At 43.2% G+C, this 20,260-nt stretch carries 14 protein-coding genes; 6 read left to right on the forward strand and 8 right to left on the reverse strand.

What is annotated here, in order from left to right:
* Window positions 1–71: 71 nt before the first annotated feature.
* Together ACO067_RS07860 and carB are read right to left on the reverse strand one after the other, a co-directional pair.
* A complete protein-coding gene (locus ACO067_RS07860; RefSeq protein WP_421872726.1) occupies window positions 72–323 on the reverse strand; it encodes a DUF4834 family protein in 252 nt (83 codons plus the stop codon).
* Window positions 324–337: 14 nt separating this feature from the next.
* Window positions 338–3,151 (reverse strand): carbamoyl-phosphate synthase large subunit, encoded by a 2,814-nt coding sequence (gene carB / locus ACO067_RS07865; RefSeq protein WP_421872728.1) that lies wholly within the window; start codon window positions 3,149–3,151, stop codon window positions 338–340.
* Between the two features lie 166 nt (window positions 3,152–3,317).
* Between carB and ACO067_RS07870 the strand changes: the two genes are divergently transcribed.
* The 5 genes from ACO067_RS07870 (at window position 3,318) to ACO067_RS07890 (ending at window position 6,459) form a co-directional block, all read left to right on the forward strand.
* Window positions 3,318–4,295, forward strand: coding sequence for a helix-turn-helix transcriptional regulator (locus ACO067_RS07870; RefSeq protein WP_421872730.1), 978 nt, complete (start codon window positions 3,318–3,320; stop codon window positions 4,293–4,295).
* A 57-nt stretch (window positions 4,296–4,352) separates the two neighbouring features.
* The gene (locus ACO067_RS07875) at window positions 4,353–4,979 is read left to right on the forward strand and encodes a GyrI-like domain-containing protein (RefSeq protein WP_421872731.1); all 627 of its coding nucleotides are present in this window, start codon (window positions 4,353–4,355) and stop codon (window positions 4,977–4,979) included.
* Window positions 4,980–5,050: 71 nt separating this feature from the next.
* Complete coding sequence (locus ACO067_RS07880) at window positions 5,051–5,731, forward strand: VOC family protein (protein ID WP_421872733.1); 681 nt, start codon at window positions 5,051–5,053, stop codon at window positions 5,729–5,731.
* 3 nt (window positions 5,732–5,734) lie between these two features.
* Window positions 5,735–6,178: an SRPBCC family protein gene (locus tag ACO067_RS07885; RefSeq protein WP_421872735.1), complete on the forward strand. Its 444-nt coding sequence runs from the start codon at window positions 5,735–5,737 to the stop codon at window positions 6,176–6,178.
* A 62-nt stretch (window positions 6,179–6,240) separates the two neighbouring features.
* Complete coding sequence (locus ACO067_RS07890) at window positions 6,241–6,459, forward strand: hypothetical protein (protein WP_421872737.1); 219 nt, start codon at window positions 6,241–6,243, stop codon at window positions 6,457–6,459.
* 57 nt (window positions 6,460–6,516) lie between these two features.
* Here ACO067_RS07890 and ACO067_RS07895 read toward each other — a convergent pair whose 3' ends face one another.
* From ACO067_RS07895 to ACO067_RS07905, 3 genes are read right to left on the reverse strand one after another with little or no spacing between them, the layout of a single operon-like run.
* A complete protein-coding gene (locus ACO067_RS07895) occupies window positions 6,517–8,250 on the reverse strand; it encodes an OmpL47-type beta-barrel domain-containing protein (protein WP_421872739.1) in 1,734 nt (577 codons plus the stop codon).
* A 27-nt stretch (window positions 8,251–8,277) separates the two neighbouring features.
* Window positions 8,278–10,008 carry an ATP-binding protein gene (locus ACO067_RS07900; protein WP_421872742.1) on the reverse strand — a complete coding sequence of 577 codons (1,731 nt, stop codon included), beginning with the start codon at window positions 10,006–10,008 and terminating at the stop codon, window positions 8,278–8,280.
* 58 nt (window positions 10,009–10,066) lie between these two features.
* Window positions 10,067–12,520 (reverse strand): zinc-dependent metalloprotease, encoded by a 2,454-nt coding sequence (locus ACO067_RS07905; protein WP_421872744.1) that lies wholly within the window; start codon window positions 12,518–12,520, stop codon window positions 10,067–10,069.
* Between the two features lie 222 nt (window positions 12,521–12,742).
* Here ACO067_RS07905 and ACO067_RS07910 point away from each other — a divergent pair, with 222 nt between their 5' ends.
* The gene (locus tag ACO067_RS07910; RefSeq protein ID WP_421872746.1) at window positions 12,743–14,416 is read left to right on the forward strand and encodes an FAD-dependent oxidoreductase; all 1,674 of its coding nucleotides are present in this window, start codon (window positions 12,743–12,745) and stop codon (window positions 14,414–14,416) included.
* Between the two features lie 65 nt (window positions 14,417–14,481).
* On the opposite strand, the gene lpdA is transcribed toward ACO067_RS07910, so the two are convergent.
* The 3 genes from lpdA to ACO067_RS07925 form a co-directional block, all read right to left on the reverse strand.
* The gene (lpdA, locus tag ACO067_RS07915; RefSeq protein WP_421872748.1) at window positions 14,482–15,879 is read right to left on the reverse strand and encodes a dihydrolipoyl dehydrogenase; all 1,398 of its coding nucleotides are present in this window, start codon (window positions 15,877–15,879) and stop codon (window positions 14,482–14,484) included.
* Between the two features lie 92 nt (window positions 15,880–15,971).
* Window positions 15,972–17,516, reverse strand: a complete 1,545-nt coding sequence (odhB, locus tag ACO067_RS07920; RefSeq protein ID WP_421872750.1) for a 2-oxoglutarate dehydrogenase complex dihydrolipoyllysine-residue succinyltransferase — start codon at window positions 17,514–17,516, stop codon at window positions 15,972–15,974.
* 10 nt (window positions 17,517–17,526) lie between these two features.
* On the reverse strand, window positions 17,527–20,241 hold the full coding sequence (locus ACO067_RS07925) for a 2-oxoglutarate dehydrogenase E1 component (protein ID WP_421872752.1): 2,715 nt from the start codon (window positions 20,239–20,241) through the stop codon (window positions 17,527–17,529).
* Between the last annotated feature and the right edge of the window lie 19 nt (window positions 20,242–20,260).

Here is a 20,260-nt window from a genome sequence, read left to right on the forward strand (position 1 = left end):
GTGATGTTGCCGAAATCAAATAACGCCCTATCGGATTTCTCCGCCAGGGCGCTACCTATTTTCACGTTCTATTACTTTACTTCCTCAAAATCAACGTATTCGCCTCCGCCGAAATTTTTTTTCGACTGCTTATCCTTCTGAGGAATATGATCAATATTTAAATTGCTATTGGGTGCTTTCCTGGCATGATGCTGGTGGTCTCCAGCTTGATACCCGCGGTTAAATTCCTGGGCTCCTCTAAAGAGTAAGCCAAAAAGATATCCACCAACCTTTACGAACAGGTAGGCCACCAATATCAGTATGAGTATAAATTTTAAAAACATAGTACTCTAATAACTTATCTACTCAAGTACAGGTTTCGTTCTGAGTAGATTTCTAAGAAATAATCGTCCATCAGATCATCGATAAAATAGATCGCTTCACCTGTAGACTTCATTTCAGGGCCCAATTCCTTGTTCACATTCGGAAACTTATGGAATGAGAATACGGGTTCTTTGATCGCATAACCGTGCTTATATGGCTTGAAGTCAAAATCCTTCACCTTCTTATCACCCAGCATCACCTTAGTGGCGTAATTCACATAAGGTTCTCTGTAAGCCTTGCAAATGAATGGTACTGTTCTGGATGCTCGTGGGTTTGCTTCTATGATGTACACCTTATCCTCTTTGATAGCGAACTGAATGTTAATCAAACCAACGGTTCTCAGTGCCTTAGCGATTTTCACTGTGTACTCTTCAATCTGACGCATCACAAAATCCCCAAGATTATATGGAGGCAACACCGCGTATGAATCTCCAGAATGAATCCCGGCTGGCTCTATATGCTGCATGATACCGATGATGTACACATCTTCACCATCACAGATGGCATCTGCTTCAGCTTCAATGGCGCCTTCCAAAAAGTGATCCAACAGAATCTTACCATCAGGCTTGTCCTTGAGTAAGTTCACCACGTGCTCCTCTAGCTCCTGTTCGTTGATCACAATTTTCATACTTTGTCCTCCAAGCACATAACTTGGGCGTACCAGCAATGGAAAGCCGATTTCTTTGGATAGTTCCACGGCACTTTCAGCATCCTCTATAGTTCCATATTGTGGATAAGGAATCTGTTGCTCTTTTAGTAAGTCTGAGAAACGTCCTCTATCCTCTGCCAAATCAAGTGCTTCGTAACTAGTACCAATAATCTTAATACCATAACGACTCAATTTCTCTGAAAGCTTCAGGGCCGTCTGACCGCCCAACTGGACAATCACACCCTCCGGTTTTTCATGAAGAATGATGTCGTAAATGTGTTCCCAGAATACCGGTTCGAAATATAGCTTATCGGCTGTATCAAAGTCAGTAGAAACCGTCTCAGGATTACAATTGATCATGATGGTTTCATAGCCTGCTTCTTTAGCTGCCAATACGCCATGCACACATGAATAATCAAACTCTATACCCTGACCTATACGGTTAGGTCCAGAGCCCAACACGATAATCTTTTTCTTATCAGAAGGCGTAGATTCATTTTCCTCATCAAAAGAAGAATAATAGTAAGGAGTCTGCGCTTCAAACTCTGCGGCACAGGTATCCACCAATTTATAAACCCGCTTGATGCCTTCATCATTTCGTTTGGCATAAACCTCACTTTCCAGGCATTTCAGGAGGTGAGCAATCTGCCTATCAGCATATCCTTTCTCCTTTGCTTCTTTGAGAAGGGTTTTAGGTAAGGACTCCAGCGTGTGTTTCTCGATATCTTTCTCTAAAAGTATCAGTTCCTCTATTTGATGCAAGAACCAAGGATCAATCTTAGTGAGCTTCTGAATGGTCTTGAAAGGAATACCCAGCTTGAAAGCGTCGTATATATGAAACAGTCGGTTCCAACTTGGATTTTCAAGACTGTAGAGCAAAGCTGCCTGATCTTTCAACTCACGACCATCTGCACCCAGACCATTTCTTTTAATCTCCAAAGACTGACAAGCTTTTTGCAGCGCCTCCTGGAAATTCCTTCCAATTCCCATGGCTTCACCGACAGACTTCATTTGAAGGCCTAGCTTTCTTTCTGATCCCTGGAACTTATCGAAATTCCATCTTGGTATTTTTACAATCACATAATCGAGGGCTGGCTCGAAAAACGCAGAGGTGGTTTTTGTAATCTGGTTTTTCAACTCATCCAGATTATATCCAATAGCGAGCTTAGCAGCGATCTTGGCAATAGGATATCCAGTTGCTTTTGAAGCAAGCGCTGATGATCGGGATACCCGCGGGTTGATTTCTATACCAATGATTTTGTCTGTATCTGGATCAACAGCAAACTGAACGTTACAACCACCAGCGAACTGACCAATTCCGTTCATCATTCGAATGGCCAGGTCACGCATGTTTTGATAAATGGTATCTGGCAAGGTCATGGCCGGAGCCACTGTGATGGAGTCACCTGTGTGAACACCCATCGGATCAAAGTTCTCGATGCTACAGATAATAATGATATTGCCGATATTATCACGCAGTAACTCTAACTCGTACTCTTTCCAGCCTAGGATACTCTGCTCTACCAACACCTCATGAATCGGAGAAGCCTGCAGTCCCGCATTCAACGCCTTGTCAAACTCCTCTGGATTATCAACAAATCCACCGCCATATCCACCTAGTGTGTAGGAAGGTCTGATGACCAATGGAAAGCCAATCTGTTGAGCGATTTCTTTTCCTTTTAAAAATGAAGTAGCCGTCTCTCCTTCACAAACACTCACTCCCAGCTCATGCATCTTCATGCGGAACTTCTCACGATCCTCGGTAGTCTCTATTGCATCGATATCCACACCAATGATCCTAACGCCATATTTCTCCCAAATTCCTGCTTTGTCACAGTCGATAGCCAGGTTCAAAGCGGTCTGCCCACCCTGAGTAGGTAGCACAGCATCTACTTGATGCAGCTCCAATATTTCTTTGATTGACTTTTTGGTGAGTGGCTTCAAGTATACGTGATCCGCAGTAACCGGATCAGTCATGATCGTAGCTGGATTGCTATTGATCAGGATCACTTCGATCCCCTCTTCTCTGAGGGATCTTGCTGCCTGTGAGCCCGAATAATCAAACTCACAAGCTTGACCGATGATGATCGGTCCACTTCCAATAATTAGTACTGACTTGATACTGGAGTCTTTAGGCATATTCGTATGAGTGGTTTACATAGGTACAAATTGTGGCAAATTTAAGTCAGGGATTCTCCACCGGAAAACTGATTAAAATTAAATTTGGTAATTATCTGATTTTTTTCACTTTTTATTGGCTAGTCCTCACTATTTGAGGATAAACACAATATCATTTCCAAATTCAATGAACCGAATTGATCGATTAACGGCCATTCTCGTCCAGCTTCAGAGCAAATCACGTATTCCACTGTGTGAAATGGAGGAGCGATTTGAGGTGAGCCGTCGCACCATTTTTAGAGATATCAAATCCCTCATGGCTGCTGGTGTCCCTATAGGTGGAGATGCTGGAGAAGGTTACTTCATAGTAGAAGGCTACCACCTACCTCCGGTGGTATTCAATAAGGAAGAAGCAACAGCGCTACTGATGGGAGCAAAATTCATCGAGAAAAATGCTGGAAGCCAGACTGCCAAAAACTTCGAAGAAGCGATGTACAAAATCAAAGCGGTATTGAAATACAGTGATCGTGAGTATTTGGAAAGTCTGGAGGAGAGCATCTCGGTGATAGGACCTCCCACCGCCACCAAAATGAATACTCCAGATCCACACATTGAGGATATTCAAACAGCGCTGGCAGCACAAAAAAGAATCAAGATTAGCTACTATTCTAACTACACAGAAGAAACCAATGATCGGGAGGTGGAACCGCTCGGCCTGGTGCACTACTCCGGCAGATGGCACTTAATTGCCTACTGTCTGCTTAGGCAAGATTTTAGAGACTTTAGAACCGACAGAATCCAACATCTAAGGATATTGACTGATTCCTTTGACCCTAAAAAACACCCCAACTTTATGGAATTCGTGCACAATATGGTCGGTGGAACTGATGCTAAAAAAGCAACGATTAGGTTTAGCAAACGAGTAGCTAGATTCATTCAAGATCAAAAGTACTATTATGGTTTTATGGAAGAAGAAAAGCACGAAAACCATGTAGACATGCAATTCATCACTCCTCACTATGCTTATCTGGCTAAGTGGCTCCTTATGTATGGTGATGGTGTGGAAGTGATATCACCAAGCGAACTACAAGGGTTAATTGCTACCTTCTCAAAAGAGTTATTTGAACATCACCAAAAATATTTTTTGATCAGTAAAAAACAGTGACATAAGGCTGTCACTCAGAGGTTTTTCTTTGATCTGGTAAACCAAACACAACTGATCATGGAAATGCTTAAAATCGACCTGTCAAAGTCTGACTCTACCTATTACAAGGCTGCTAAATCTCCTGAGATTGTTCAGCTTGGTGAGTACAATTACCTCACCATTTCTGGTCAATCTTCGCCCGAATCTCCCTTATTTCTCAATGCAATCGAGGCAATTTATTCAGTAGCCTATGGCATCAAGTTTCTTTGTAAAGCTGAAGACAATGATTTTGTGGTACCCAAAATGGAATGTTACTGGTTTGTGCAGGGAGGTCCTGAAAACCAGAAGCGCTTTGCTGATACACCACGTGATGAGTGGATGTGGCAGATTGCCATTAGACTACCAGATTTCGTAGAAGAAAACCACTTTGTCAGATCACAGCATCAGGCCCGAGAAAAAAAGAAAGAGCTCACCGCTATTGAATCCGTGAAACTTCAGAAAATCACTGAAGGACTATGTGCTCAGGTACTGCATCTGGGATCTTATGAAGAAGAAGAACCCACAATTCAAAAACTACATGCATACATTACCAACCAGAACCTGGTGATCAGCGGGTATCACAAGGAAATCTACCTGAGCGATCCCCGCAGAGTAGCTCCTGAAAAACTGAGAACCATCATTCGCTATCAAGTATCGAGACCATGAGTCTTAGATTGATCCTGTTTTTGCAATGCATACTTAGCATCGGACTACCACACTTAAAATGCCAATCCATTATGAATATTGACGCAAAAGGTCTACGAACGACTATCTATAAAGTAGATGATTTGAAAGCTGCTAAGGATTGGTATACCAAAGCATTTGGTATACTTCCTTACTTTGATGAGCCATTTTATGTCGGGTATACTATAGCCGGATACGAATTGGGCCTGATACCTGAACCTACCACTTCACCCAAAACCACCAATGTGCTTTCCTACTGGGGAGTAGATGATATCACTGATGCCTTTGACATCATGGTCTCCAATGGCGCCACAGAATTAGAAACTCCGAAAGACGTGGGTGATGGAGTCATGGTAGCCATGGTGAAAGATCCCTGGCAAAATGTCATTGGGTTAATTCACAATCCATTTTTCAAAACTGAATCTCCAGAAAACGCCGTGATAGAATGGGCTCCATTTCAGCTCAATGAACATACAACGAAGGAGGAGTTATTCAACATCAGCATACGTCTGGAGAAGGAATTTCTGATCCATCAGTCGGGATTTATCAAAAGAGAGCTTCTCCATGAGGGCAACAACAACTGGGTAGACCTTATTTATTGGGAATCTGAAAAGGTTGCTCAACTAGCACTGGATAAATGCAAGGACAATGAAGTAGCTCAACAGTACTTTTCCATGATGAAAGCCCTGGACGATAAAGCTGTAAAACATTATACCATTATTAAAACAAACTAAGCCATGCTGAACAAAAACATGAGAATCGATCTATCCATAGCCATTGACACCACTCCATCAAACGTTTGGGACGCCTTGATCAATCCTGAGAAAATCAACAAATACTTTTTTGGCACAAAGGCCAAATCCGACTGGAAGCAGGGTAGTGAACTAATCTTCGAAGGAGAGTGGGAAGGCGTGGCTTATGTAGACAAAGCAACAATTTTGGCTATAGAGCCTGAAAAATTGCTTATGTACAATTATATCAGCAGCTTTTCAAAGCTAGACGACTCACCGGAGAACAGAGCTGAAATAGTAATGAAACTTGAAAACACTCTCAATGGGACAACTCTGAATCTTTCACAAATTGGTTTTGAATCGGAGGAGAGCTTTGAGCACTCCCAAAACAGTTGGAAGAGCATCCTTTCTGATCTCAAAAAACGAGTAGAGACCAATGACTGGTCATGAAGTAATCCAAACCATTTTGCCAGAAAATGATTAAGTTAACAAGGAACAAACAATCTTAACTTATGAAAAATGGCATGATCCGCGGCGTTATTATGATTGCTGCAGGTATTTTTTTAGTCTATTGGGCTCAATCACATTCACCGAAAGACTTTGGTCAGGTAGTTGGGAATGCCGTTTCCGGCGGATATACTATGTCTGAACCCTGGTACTATGTATGTTTAGGGCTGGGAATACTGGTAGGTGTGCTGGGAGTACTCAGAACCTACAAATCAATGAAATAGCTCCACAGGCTTTTAAAGGAAGGACCCCATAAAAAAAGCGGCTCAAGGCCGCTTTTACTATTTTATTTTGAACTCAATGGTAGTCTCCTTCATATTGTTCAGCAAGTCAACTGCTCGAATCGTCATTTCATGCTTTCCCTTTTGAAATCCAGTAATTAATCCTCGATACGGCACAAAAGCTGATCCATCCAAGTTGTATGTCAGTGTTTTGATCCCAGATGTCTGATCTGTAGCAGACAAAAACAAACCAGAGGTTATTGGATAGGTAGGGATTTTAGCGCCTTCCACACTACCTGTGTTGAATTGTGTAAAAATCTCCGGCACTGTGGCATCATAGTAAAACGAAAACTCTGATACATTTCGGTTGTTCACATTGTCATAGCCAAAGTACTGAAGCGTGTAGAATCCATCCTTCTCATTCTGGATAGAAAATGGCTCTTCATACTCCTGCTCACCAACGTCTTCTTTAAACGAATAAGCAAATCGATTTAACCCTGACTCTGAGTCACGTCCCGAGAATTTGATACGGGTTTCTGGTCCTATGAACAAGGTGTCATCACGAACAAAAGAATGATTCAAAATGGCATGATCGACCAAAGGACCTGTTAAATCCACATAGAACTTATTGACATTATGTTTGAACTCTTCATATCCACCCTGGCCCAGATATCTACTTTTTTTACTATCAGCTGTGGAGTTGTTGAGGTTGTCTACCGAATAGTACTTCACATTGTGAATACCCGCTACACTAGGTAGATAAAATGGCTGGGTGTACGGCACAAACTCACCTTCGTCTATTGAGTACATGATTTCTTTCACCCCAACTTTGTTATCTACGGCCGTAAGTTTAAGCTTGGTTCTTCCTGAGAAGTATATTTCGTCCCCCACAATGAATCGATCTCCAAGCACGTCAGCCACCATCAGCGGTGCTGATCTGTCCAGATAAAATTCGAAAGTCTCAGGTTCTTCCTGATTGCCGACGTTATCGGTAGAGTAATAAGTGACCGAATGCTGCCCTTCACTCAAGTCTTTCACCACCAATTCTTTACCTGGATACTTCACATAGTCTTTATCATCAAACTTGTAATAAACGGCTGCTATACCAGAAGTAGAATCATACGCCTGAATATACATTTTGGTACTTAGTGATATGATGTTGTCCTCGGTGATGCCGTTGATGCTCAAGTCACTAAATGGCATATCCAAATCCACCATGAATTTCGCAGAATGTTTCTCCTCTACATTCCCCACATTATCAACTGCGTAGTAGTCCAAATTAATATCTCTAATCGAGTCTAATAAAAGTGGTTCGGTGTACTCCACCTCATCCGCGCCATTGATAGAATAAAGAATCCGACTTACACCCGTTAGATTATCGGAAGCTTCCAGGGATACTGTGACTCGAGATCCATAAAAGACTTTTTCTCCACGAAATCGCTTATCAAAATCAAAATCAACTTTAGTCTCTGGAGCGATCCCATCAGCATAGATTTCGAATAAAACCTCGGTATTGGGAATAATGCGCATGGTTTCTGGATCCACAGCTTCTCTTGACCGGATATAGTTGACCCCTTCAGTATCCAGATAAAAGGGCTCTGCATACTTTGGTGTGCTTTCACTCTTTAACCGTTCGCTGTTTTCACCAGTCGGTGAATCGGAAACGAAAAGATATACCGGAGTAGATTTTCGCCAGTAGATGGCACCAGTAGAATCCACAAAATGGGTTGGCTCTTGCTGTGCTAATGCTCCAAATGTGAAGCACATAAGAGCAACGAAATAGAATATCCTCATACTGGATAAGTTAGTTTGGTGTTGGCTTTAATTGTAAAATTTCAGTGAAAACTCGGTACCTGCACCCTCTTCACTGGTCACTGCGATCTCTCCTCCTACCTTCTCAATCAGCTCCTTACACAGGATCAATCCAAGACCGGACCCTTTCTCCTTCTCCGTACCATCAGTGGTCTTATTGGTTGTTATATCAAAAAGTGAGTTCATTTTATCTGAGCTCATGCCCACACCTGTATCAGCTACTTTCACGTATGAAGCCTGACCATTATGGGCAAGTCCCACACTTACCTTACCTCCTCTTGGAGTAAATTTGATGGCATTTTGCATCAGGTTTCGCACCACAATGCTGACCATTTGTGGGTCACTTTTTATCGTTTCTTTCGGACCAACGCTATTGACCAGTTCCACGTCCTTGGAGGTAGCCATATGCTGGAGCAATCTGAGGTTGTGATCTACCAGCTCTGACAATTTGAACTCCTGAATAGCGGGCTCTTCTGTTTCCAGCTGTGACCTGGACCACACAAGTAGGTTGTCCAGTAGGGTGGCACTGTTTGAAAGTTGGGATTCCACATTGGCCAGTGCGCCTTTCAAATCATCCGGAATCTCAAACTCATCAATAGCCATGAAAAATCCCTGAAGTGAAGTGATTGGACTTCTCAGGTCATGAGAGATTACTGAGAACATTCTGTCCTTGGTGTGATTAGCTATCTCTAACTCTTTCGTCTGACGCTCCAGTGATTCGTTAATAGCAGCCAGTTTATCATTGTGCTTTTTAGTACGTTGCTGCCCTATCCAGATTAAAGTCACTATGACTATCACAGCTATCACCGTGATTATAAGAATAATCCTTAGCTGTGCTTTCTGCTCCTGTAGCCTTTCATTTTCCAATTCCTGGTTTTGAGCTTTGGTTTCAGCTAGTTCTTTTTCTTGCTCCAACACTTTACCCTGAAGTTCTGCTCTGGTCAAACTCGAATTAAGACTCTCGTTGATCGAGTCTTTAGTTAAGAGTTGCTCATCTTTTTCATAGAGTTGGAGCTTTTGTTTGAGTAGCTCATTTTCTTTCTGAGCCTTCTCTGCCAACAGACGCTGGCGTTCCAGGCGTTCTGCTTCCAACTCTTTGTTGACTGTTTGAATCTGCTCTTCCTGAACTCTTTGATGGAATGTTCTGTAGAATTCGAAGTATTCTAAGGACTTTTCTACATCTCCCTTTTTCTCATAGGTCTCTGCAAGCATGCCATAAACACTCCGCATCTGTTCTTCATCGTACTTTTCTCTGGCCAAGTCCAGAGCTTCAGTGAGGTATTCGATTGACTTGTTATAGCTGCCAAGAGAATTGTGTACGGTTGATAAGTTGATGAGAGCGGATATGATACCTTCGGTTTTCTTCTCGGATCGTCTGGCGGCTAGTGTTTCCGTAAATTTCTGAAGGGATTCATTGTATCTGCCAAGGTCAAAGTACAACATACCTAAGTTGTTGTTGATCATGGCAATACCATTTTCATTTCCGACTCGTTTATTCAGAGATAGGGAGAGCTCGTAGTAAGAAGCGGCTTGTGCATAGTGGTTGTTGTTCCAATACAAGAATGCGACATCATTCAGCGCTTCTGAGGCACCCCGATAATCATTCTCTCTCTTGAGACGCTCGTACTTCTCCAAATTCTTAATTACAACGCCCGAATCACTCCTTGACAAAGGATGGATTTGCGCATTGAGCAGGTAAGTCGAAAGTAGACATACGATCAATACAGTTAGTCTAGCCATAACAGCACTAAAGTAAGTAATCGTATGTCTATAGTTCAAAATTTTTAGGTGAATGAGCTTATTTAGGGTTTAAAACTTGATTAATACGCTCTGAAAGATCTTCGAGATGGTATTTCGACATGGTATCAGACTGCCTTGAAATGCCTCTATCGATCTCACCTTTAAGCACTTTGAGGTTTCCTCTAGCCAACGAAGGTATGTCCGTAGTGCGTACATCTTCATCCTCAGAATTGACCAGTTCGCCTAAAGTTTCCACCATTGCCTTTTGCAGATTTCGGCGGTAAGTGTCAATGCTACGACCGGTTCTAACTTCGCTGTACACGCCTCTTCTCAGATCATAAAACATAGCAGCGGCTGAGTAGGCATCATTCCCATTTAGCGCTTCATTTTCTATCATTCGTTTCAGACGATCATCATCCATCAACCTATTGAGCGTTCTTGTTTGTAGCGATTTGATTCGATCTACGATACCATCTTGCTCTATTCTGCCCAGTATCTCAGGATCTACCATCCACTCCGGAGTTTCAAAAAGATACTCATTTAGAAATTTGATCGCTCTTTTCTGCTTATCCAGTTCTACGTGTGTGTACACAGCTCCGTCCTGATCAGCCGTCTTAAAAAACTCATAAACTCCACCAACATTGGCTGTTACATGTCCCATGTATCGGTTATACTGACCTATCACATTGCTGTACAGCTCATCCAGATCATCATAGTTCTCCCCTTCCTGGGTACCCCACTCGATCAGTCGGTCTTTGATACGCTTCAGGTTGGCAATACCAAGCTCAGAAGCAATCATGCTATCATCTCCCAGGTCCTCGGTTTGTGCGGACGGATCCACCACTCCTCCACGTTGCCTTCCATAGCGATATAGAGGATCTCCGGCTTTTTCCAATATCCAGGCATTCAGTGTGGTTTCCTCCTGCTCAGCTGTTTCTACATCCGGGATTGGTCGGTATCCATACCATATTGCCCAATCATCATACTCCCCGATACCAGGAAAGAAACTGGTGATCCCATCTCCTGGCTGTGCCACATAGTTAAACCTGGCGTAATCCATGATAGAAGGAGCAGTGCCGTGAGTAGAGGTAAATGACGGGGATCTTAGTGAGTCTACTGGATATCCTACTGATGAACCCATATTGTGAGGTAGTCCCAATGTATGCCCCACTTCGTGAGCTGCCACAAATCGAATGAGCTCACCCATGATTTCATCTTCAAACTTGATACCTCTAGCTGTTTCATTGATAGCTGCCGTTTGAACAAAATACCAGTTTCTCAGTAGGTTCATCACATTGTGATACCACAAGATGTCGCTTTCCAGGATTTCTCCCGTACGTGGGTCATGTACATGGGGTCCCTGTGCATTCTGAATATCGGTAGCTATGTATCGGATCACGGAGTATCGCACATCCTCTGGGCTCCAATCAGGATCTTCCTCAGGTGTCGGTGCATCCTTGGCGATGATCGCGTTTTTCAAGCCGGCTTTCTCAAACGAACGCTGCCAGTCCTCTACTCCTTTCTTAATATATGGTCTCCATTTCTCCGGAGTAGCTGGGTCGATATAGTAAACAATCGGTTTTACAGGCTCTACAGCCTCGCCGTTATTGAAAGCATCCCAATCGCTTGGCTCAAGTCTCCATCTGGTGATAAACCGGTTTCTAGCTGCTTTTTGCTCATCCAGGGAGTAGTCCAATTGACTAATGGAAAAATATCCTACCCGATCATCATGGTTACGTGGAACCATCGGGTCCTCTGGCAATAGAATGAATGATTGATTCATTTCTATGGAAAGCGTTCCAGTGAGTTGATTGTCAGGTATTTCAGATCCCTTATAGGTCAATACGTGACGCACTTCTACGTTTTCAGGGAAAGCTTTCACCCAGTTGATCATCGATCTCCCTTTATCTACTGTGGAGATTTTGAACTGTTTCCTCTGGTAATCATAGAGCGCCCCGATCATAGGAACGTCCGTCGTGAAAAAGTTTTCAATGTCGATAATATATGAGGCAGAGTCTTTACCCAAAGCTTCAATCTTGAAAGACTCGATAACTGGCTCAAAGTTGTTATTGACCACCGATCTGTAGATGGGATCGTCCTCACTGGCTACTGAATTGTAGCTCACTGATCGCATGATGATATTGTTGTCTTTTCGTTGAAAACGTATCACCTGCTGTGGACGCGATTTCATTCCCGCTCCACCAAAATTAAGACCTTTCACATGTCCTGATATTCTAGAAACAATCAGAATCTCCTTATCCAAAATCTCTGATGGCAGCTCAAAATAGTACTTATCTTCTACCTTATGGAAGGTGAAAAGTCCCTCATCGGTTTTGGCCTTATCGGTGATTACCTCCGAGTAGCTCTTGAATGGGCCTTTGTCTTTTTTCTTTGGTGTCTCTGCTGCATCCTTTTTCTTCTTCTTTCCGAAAAGTTGAGCATGGGTTGGTGTGGACACGACTGCCAACGCCATAACGGTCATTAACACAATCGCTGTTTTGTTTATTCTCATTCTATCCTCTTTTTAAATTTTACTTACGAACTAAAGTATAACAGCAAAGTTTTAATCTCCGATCAAAATCCACAGACGGCTAATAACTCTTTTAAACCCTTGATAAATGACTTATGTAGTGATTGGGGGTGATATGTATCACCTTACAGAGTCACCAATGTTACAATCAGCCTTTTCATTACTAATAACCTTTGCTTCTGAAGTAACGAATGGGAGTAAAGCATGAAAAGGAACAGAATACTAATTATCGGAGGACTATCTGCGGGTCCATCTGCGGCAGCCAAAGCCAGGCGTATCGATGAAAACGCTGAAATTCTGCTATTTGAAAAGACAGCACATATCAGCTATGCTACCTGTGGCATACCTTATGCCCTATCGGGCCAAATCCAATCACGAGACAAATTAATAGTAGTGCAGCCAAATCAGCTGATCGAACGATTCAAAATTAAGCTACACCTAAATGAGCCCGTGACAGATATTGACCCGAATGCACACATGGTTTACACGCACAAAGGAGCCTACCAATACGACAAGCTCATTGTAGCCACTGGCGGTAGGGCGATTTTGCCACCCATAGAGGGAATTGAGAATTATCACCATTGGGCGCATGCCAAAACACTCGAGGATTTTGATAAAATAATGAAACAGGATGTGGTTGCTAAATCTGATCACATCACCATCATAGGAGCGGGATTAATAGGGCTGGAGAATGCTGAGAACCTGGTAAAAGTTGGGAAAAAGGTAACGGTAATCGAATTGGGCGACCAAATCCTAGCTAATTGGGATCTCAAATTTGCTCGAATGGCTGAAAATGTTTTGTTGGAAAACGGCATAGATCTCAGACTAAGAACAAGCGTAGTGGGTGTAGACGCTTCCACCAATGAATTGATTCTCAATAATGGAGAAAGGCTATACACTGATTATACATTAATTGGTATTAGTATCCGCCCAAATACAGAACTGCTTACATCCAAGGGTGCAGACCATCTACCCAATGGAGCGCTCATTGTCAATGAAAAAATGGAAACCTCACTAAAGGATATCTATGCCGCTGGTGACTGTGCGAGCATCTCACACAAAATCACGGGTGACCCAGGCTGGTTTCCCATGGGTACACATTCCAATAAAGGAGGTAGGACTGCTGGGGCCAATGCCGCTGGAAGAGTAGAAACCTTTGATGGCGGGTACGGTACGGCCATTATGAAACTGTTCAATTATACCATCGCCAGAACAGGGATGGGGCCACGCGAACTAAAAAGAAAAGGTATTGAGTTCAATTCATCATTTACCATAACAGGTACAACACCAGGTTTCTATCCTGATCAGAAAGACATGTTCTTGGAAATCTACTTTGACCCCAAATCCAGAGCTCTACTAGGTGCAGAACTAATGGGTGAAAGAGGAGTGGACAAACGGGTGGATGTGTTATCAACCGCCATTTATGCTAAGCTCACGATTGATGACCTACCCAAGCTGGACCTTGCCTATGCTCCACCATTCTCACCTGCAAAAGATCCGGTGATTGTAGCGGGTTTTGTGGCAGGTAATAGCCTGGCAGAAGGATACCACGAGGTATCAGTAACAACAGCACATGAGACTTTTAGCAATCCTAATGTCTCCAATTACGCTATTTTGGATGTAAGAAATCCTTCGGAAATACATAAAAGTGGCATGATAGAAGACGCCATCAATATTCCTTTAGATGACTTGCGGGACCGGCTGACCGAACTTAACAAAAAACAACACCTGTTCGTCTACTGTGCCAAAGGTCTGAGAGGATATCTGGCCAGTCTGATATTATTACATCATGGCTTTGAAAATGTGAGCAATATTGGAGGGGGATTTACTGCCTGGAACAAAATCATTGGCAAATCTAAATTCATCGAGTTGGTATGATATAAAACAAAAAAAGGGAGTGCTGACTCCCTTTTTGTTTTTCTAAAATACAATACTCAGCACTCTTAAATATGGAGAGGTCTATTATCTGTTGCGGCCAGGCAAGCCTCTTTTACAGCCTCCATATAAGTAGGGTGTGCATGAGACATCCGAGCTACATCTTCAGCAGATGCGCGATATTCCATGGCAGTTACACCTGTGGCTATCATATCTGCTGCCCGTGCTCCGATGATGTGCATACCTAAAATCTCATCCGTTTCCTTATCAGCAAGCACTTTAACCATGCCATCCACATCCATGGATGCTCTCGCTCTGCCAAGTGCCTTGTATGGAAATTTACCAGTCTTGTATTTTCGTCCTTGCTCCTTTAGTTGCTCTTCCGTAAACCCGACACTTGCCACTTCCGGCCAGGTATACACTACACCAGGTATCAGGTTATAGTTGATGTGCGGTTTCTGTCCAGCCATTTGTTCGGCCACAAAAACACCTTCCTCCTCAGCTTTGTGAGCTAGCATAGCTCCTTTGATCACATCGCCAATAGCCCAGATGTTATCCGCACTGGTTTTAAGGTGATCATCTACTTCAATCTGTCCTCGGTCGTTGGTTTTAATCCCTACATTATCCAGGCCGAGACCTTCAGTATACGGTTTTCTTCCGATAGACACCAGGCAGTAATCACCTTTTAACTCAAGGTTGTCACCTTTTGAACTTTCGGCTTTTACTGTCACTTCTTTACCCTTGGCTTCTACAGATGTCACTTTATGACTGGTATAGATGTCAAAACCAAGCTTTTTGAGTGACTTTTGGAGTTCTTTACCCATCGTGCCATCCATAGATGGTATGAGGTTATCCAGATATTCCACCACAGAAACTTTCGCTCCAAGGCGAGCATAAACAGAACCGAGCTCCATCCCAATCACACCACCACCAATCACAATCATGTGCTTTGGCACTTCTTTCAGTTCGAGTGCTTCGGTGCTGGTAATTACCCGCTTCTTATCCAACTTGATAAAAGGAAGAGAGGCTGGCTTTGAGCCCGTAGCAATTATGATCTTTTCTGAAGATATCTCCTTTTTATCTTTACCTGAGGTAATAACAATGGTGTTTTTGTCTTTAAAAGATCCCACTCCTTCATGAACATCTATTTTGTTCTTTTTCATCAGGAATGATATACCCTCCACGTTTTGCTTCACCACGTCTGCCTTGCGTCCAATCATCTGCTTGAGGTTGACTTTTGGCTTAGGAATATCAATACCATGCTCCTTGAAGGTATGTTCTGCATTGTGAAAATGCTCTGACGAGTCCAACAAAGCTTTGGACGGGATACATCCGACATTGAGGCAAGTACCTCCCAGAGTGGGGTATTTCTCTATGATGGCGGTTTTGAATCCTAGCTGAGCTGCTCTAATGGCTGCTACGTATCCACCAGGTCCAGAACCAATGACTGTTACATCGTAATCCATTTTTGTAGTATTTATAGAAAGTCAGCTTCCGGTGTGGGGCTACCGATGCGGAGCAACATAGCGGAGAGGCTGACTCAAATTAGTATCAAAAATTAAACTCCCAGAAGAAGCCTTGTCGGATCTTCCAGTAATTCCTTCACTCGCACCAGGAAGCTTACTGATTCCCTGCCATCAATTACTCTATGGTCATAAGAAAGTGCCACGTACATGATTGGCCTTACTACAATTTCACCCTCCTCTACCACTGGTCTCTGCACGATATTGTGCATGCCTAGTATAGCCGATTGAGGGGCATTGATAATTGGTGTGGAGAGCATTGATCCAAATATTCCACCATTGGTAATGGTGAAAGTCCCACCTTGCATTTCATCTATGCTCAGCTTACCATCTCTGGCTTTGGTAGCTAATCGCACCACTTCTTTCTCTATCTGCTCAAAGCTCAACTGTTCGGCATTTCTAATAACTGGGACAACCAACCCTTTTGGAGTTGATACTGCAATGGATACATCACAGTAATCATGATAGACCAGTTCCTCTCCGTCGATAGCTGCTCCAACGGCTGGCCAGTCCTGAAGAGCCATACAAACAGCCTTGGTGAAGAAAGACATAAAACCAAGTCCTACTTCATGCTTCTCCTTGAAGCTCTCCTTGTATTTTTTACGGATGTCCATGATCGGCTGCATGTTCACCTCATTGAAGGTGGTCAGCATGGCCGTTTCATTCTTTACAGAAACTAACCTCTTGGATATGGTCTTCCGCAGTGAAGACATTTTTTCACGCTTCTGTTCTCTGCTCACACCAGTATTAAAGATCGGTGCATCATACGCAGGTTTAGAAGGTTTTGCTTCCTCTTTCTTTGGAGCAGATTTTGGTGCTTCCTGCTTCGGAGCACTTTTTTCTGCATTCATAGCATCTTCTTTGGTGATGCGTCCGTCCTTGCCAGTGCCTTTTACCTGATCCGCGGAAATTCCTTTTTCCTGAAGGATCTTAGCTGCAGCTGGTGAAGCGTGGCCTGTGGCATAGGTCTCGTTAGAACTCGTCTCTGCAGAGCTGCTCTCATCGGAGCTGGAAGTATCCGAAGAACCGGATGATTCTACACCCTCTGCTACTTCGATTTTGCAGATCAACGCGCCAATTTCAAGTGTCTCTCCCTCCTCGGCAATGATTTCCAACTTTCCGCTGGCCTCAGCCGTGAGTTCGAAAGTGGCTTTATCAGACTCAATCTCGGCTATTACTTCATCCAACTCCACCATGTCACCATTTGACTTGGTCCAGCCAGAGATGGTCACCTCATTGATGGATTCGCCCACCGCCGGAACATGCATCTCTTTCACCTCTCCTGTTGGTTTAGCTTCTTTCTTTTCCTCCTCTTTAGGAGCAGGTTCCTCAGATTGCTCAGCTTTTGACTCATCTATTTCGCAAAGGACACCACCGATCTCCAGTGTATCACCTTCCTGAGCTTTTATTTTCAATTGGCCAGCTGCCTCAGCAGTCACCTCAAAGGTGGCTTTGTCTGATTCGAGCTCGCAAATCACCTCATCCATTTCCACTATGTCGCCATCTTGCTTCATCCACTGGGCAATGGTTACCTCGGAGATTGATTCACCTACCGCCGGCACTTTCATTTCAAGGCTCATAATTGTTAGTTTATTTTTCGAATGCTTTTTTAACTATTTCTGCTTGTTCCTCTTTGTGAACTTTTGAATAACCGGTCGCTGGAGAGGCTGATGCTCTTCTAGAGATCAAGGTCAAATCAAGACCTGATACACGCAGCATGAATCCCCATGCACCCATGTTTTCAGGCTCTTCCTGTACCCACACCAATTTAGGGTTGTTATATTTCTTCAGTATTTTCTCTATTTGTTTTTTCGGAAAAGGATAAAGCTGCTCCAGTCGAACGATGGCTATATCTTTTACCTTTTTCTTCTGCTGCTCTTCCACCAAATCGAAATAGATCTTGCCTGTACACAACAGTACCCTTTTCACATTTTTGTTCGTCACATAATCATCTCCGATTACTTCCTGGAAACTACCCTTTTTGAAATCCTCGATTGGCGAAATGACTTTCGGGTGTCTAAGCAATGACTTAGGAGAAAAGACCACACACGGCTTTCTAAACTCCCAGGTCAGTTGTCTTCGCAATAGGTGGAAGAGGTTTGCTGGTGTGGTAATATCCGCAACGATCATGTTTTCCTGAGCTGTCATCTGAAGGAAACGTTCCATTCGTGCACTGGAGTGCTCCGGTCCCTGACCTTCATAGCCATGAGGGAGCAACATCACTAACCCATTCATCCGTTGCCATTTCGTCTCAGCACTGGTGATGAACTGATCAATCATCACCTGAGCACCATTGGAGAAATCTCCAAACTGTGCCTCCCAAATAACTAACGCATTTGGAGTAGCCATGGCATAGCCATATTCAAAACCCAGTACAGCATATTCTGATAGCAAGGAATTGAAAATCCTGAATGGCTCCTGCTTTTCCTGGATATGATCCAGATTGCAATACGGTTCATTCGTATTAGAATCGAACAAATAAGAGTGTCTATGCGAGAAAGTACCACGCTTCACATCCTGTCCAGACATACGTACAATATTGCCTTCTGCTAATAATGAACCGTAAGCCAGTAACTCGGCATCTGCCCAGTTAAGTACTTTTTCTTCGAAGAAATGTGCTTTACGCTCCTTTAAAAGCTTATCAATCTGTCTTAGAGGTTTAAAACCTTTAGGAATAGTTGTAAGGGCTTTTGCTACTTTTTCTAATGTCTCGTCACTAATAGAAGTATCCGGTGACTGATCAAAGTCTTCTAATTTAGATCTGCGAAGAAACTGCCACTCCTCCTCAATTTTCTGAGGCTTGTATGGAAGCGGTTTCTGTTTCACTTCATCCAGTCGATCCTGAAGCTGTTGTTTAAACTCCTTATCCAACTGTTCAGCTTCCTTCTTATCTATATCTCCTCGCTCGGTTAATGTCTGCACATAAATCTCACGAGGGTTGCTATGCTTTGCAATTAAATTGTAAAGCTTAGGCTGGGTAAATTTTGGTTCATCGCTTTCATTGTGTCCATGTCTTCTGTAGCACAATAAGTCAATGAAAAAGTCTTTTTTCCATTTCTGACGATACTCAATCGCCAAATTCGCGGCGAAGTTCACGGCCTCAGGATCATCACCATTAACATGAAGAACTGGTGCATCAACGATCTTTGCTAAGTCTGTGCAGTAAATACTAGATCTGGCGTCATCATAGTCCGTGGTAAAGCCAACTTGATTATTGATCACAAAGTGAATGGTGCCACCTGTACGATAGCCAGGCAATAGCGACATCTGGATACACTCATAAACAACCCCTTGTCCTGCCACTGCCGCATCGCCATGAATGAGTATCGGAACAGCTTTACTGGAGTCACCTCGATATTCATCATCAATCTGCGCTCTGGTATAGCCGAGCACCACTGGATCAACTGCTTCCAGGTGAGATGGATTCGGAGCCAGCTTCACATAAATCTTCTTGTCGCCAACCTGAATATGACTACTATAACCCAGGTGATATTTTACATCACCATCACCCATGGTCAGGTCTGGATCCGTGTTACCTTCAAATTCTGCAAAGATCTCCTCATAAGTCTTGCCCATGATGTTGGCCAGCACATTGAGTCGTCCCCTGTGGGCCATTCCAATGACTACTTCTTCTGCTCCTAATTCTGAGGACTTTCTTATGATTTTATCTAGTGCAGGAATGGTGTTTTCGCCCCCTTCCAGTGAAAATCGTTTTTGCCCTAAAAACTTGGTGTGCAAGAAATTTTCAAAAACAACTGCTTCGTTGAGCTTCTGGAGCATGCGCTTTTTCTCGGCATTGGATGGGTCGATGTTAGCTCCTTCGGTTTCCACCTTCGTTTTCATCCAGTCAAAAATCTCTGAATTTCGGAGGTGATTGTACTCATACCCGATATGCCCAAGGTAGATTTTGTCTAGTCGCTCCAGAATGGCCTTTAGACTTGCTCTACCCAGACCTATCTCAGCCCCCACCTCAAACTCGTCATTGAGTTCCTTTTCTGACAGGTCGAAGTTCTCCAGATTAAGCCGAACATTGTGCTGACGTCTTGGGCGAACAGGGTTTGTATCTGACTTAAGATGCGCACGTGATCGATGCGCATAGATCAGGTTCCTTACCTTTATTTCGGAAGACCCTTCGATACTTCCAGAAGGGGCTCCATTTTCTCCATATTTCTGCAAAGAGAATTCATAACCTTCAAAAAATTTTTGCCAGGTTTCGTCTACATTGGAGGGATCTTCTTTAAAAGACTGGTACAAATCGTCGATGTAGCCCACATCGGCGTTGGATATGTATGAGTATTTGTCCATTTTCTGGGCGTAAAACGCA

Origin of the sequence: Marinoscillum sp. (assembly GCF_965229915.1) — a bacterium.
In the GTDB taxonomy this organism is placed as follows: domain Bacteria; phylum Bacteroidota; class Bacteroidia; order Cytophagales; family Cyclobacteriaceae; genus Marinoscillum.

Bases quoted from the DNA above. Each gene is read 5' to 3' on its own strand.
- ACO067_RS07900 (WP_421872742.1), bottom strand. From the start codon at position 10,008: ATGGCTAGACTAACTGTATTGATCGTATGTCTACTTTCGACTTACCTG.
- ACO067_RS07905 (WP_421872744.1), bottom strand. From the start codon at position 12,520: ATGAGAATAAACAAAACAGCGATTGTGTTAATGACCGTTATGGCGTTG.
- ACO067_RS07890 (WP_421872737.1), top strand. From the start codon at position 6,241: ATGAAAAATGGCATGATCCGCGGCGTTATTATGATTGCTGCAGGTATT.
- ACO067_RS07880 (WP_421872733.1), top strand. From the start codon at position 5,051: ATGAATATTGACGCAAAAGGTCTACGAACGACTATCTATAAAGTAGAT.
- ACO067_RS07885 (WP_421872735.1), top strand. From the start codon at position 5,735: ATGCTGAACAAAAACATGAGAATCGATCTATCCATAGCCATTGACACC.
- ACO067_RS07875 (WP_421872731.1), top strand. From the start codon at position 4,353: ATGGAAATGCTTAAAATCGACCTGTCAAAGTCTGACTCTACCTATTAC.
- ACO067_RS07895 (WP_421872739.1), bottom strand. From the start codon at position 8,250: ATGAGGATATTCTATTTCGTTGCTCTTATGTGCTTCACATTTGGAGCA.
- ACO067_RS07925 (WP_421872752.1), bottom strand. From the start codon at position 20,241: ATGGACAAATACTCATACATATCCAACGCCGATGTGGGCTACATCGAC.
- ACO067_RS07870 (WP_421872730.1), top strand. From the start codon at position 3,318: ATGAACCGAATTGATCGATTAACGGCCATTCTCGTCCAGCTTCAGAGC.
- ACO067_RS07860 (WP_421872726.1), bottom strand. From the start codon at position 323: ATGTTTTTAAAATTTATACTCATACTGATATTGGTGGCCTACCTGTTC.
- carB (WP_421872728.1), bottom strand. From the start codon at position 3,151: ATGCCTAAAGACTCCAGTATCAAGTCAGTACTAATTATTGGAAGTGGA.
- odhB (WP_421872750.1), bottom strand. From the start codon at position 17,516: ATGAGCCTTGAAATGAAAGTGCCGGCGGTAGGTGAATCAATCTCCGAG.
- lpdA (WP_421872748.1), bottom strand. From the start codon at position 15,879: ATGGATTACGATGTAACAGTCATTGGTTCTGGACCTGGTGGATACGTA.
- ACO067_RS07910 (WP_421872746.1), top strand. From the start codon at position 12,743: ATGAAAAGGAACAGAATACTAATTATCGGAGGACTATCTGCGGGTCCA.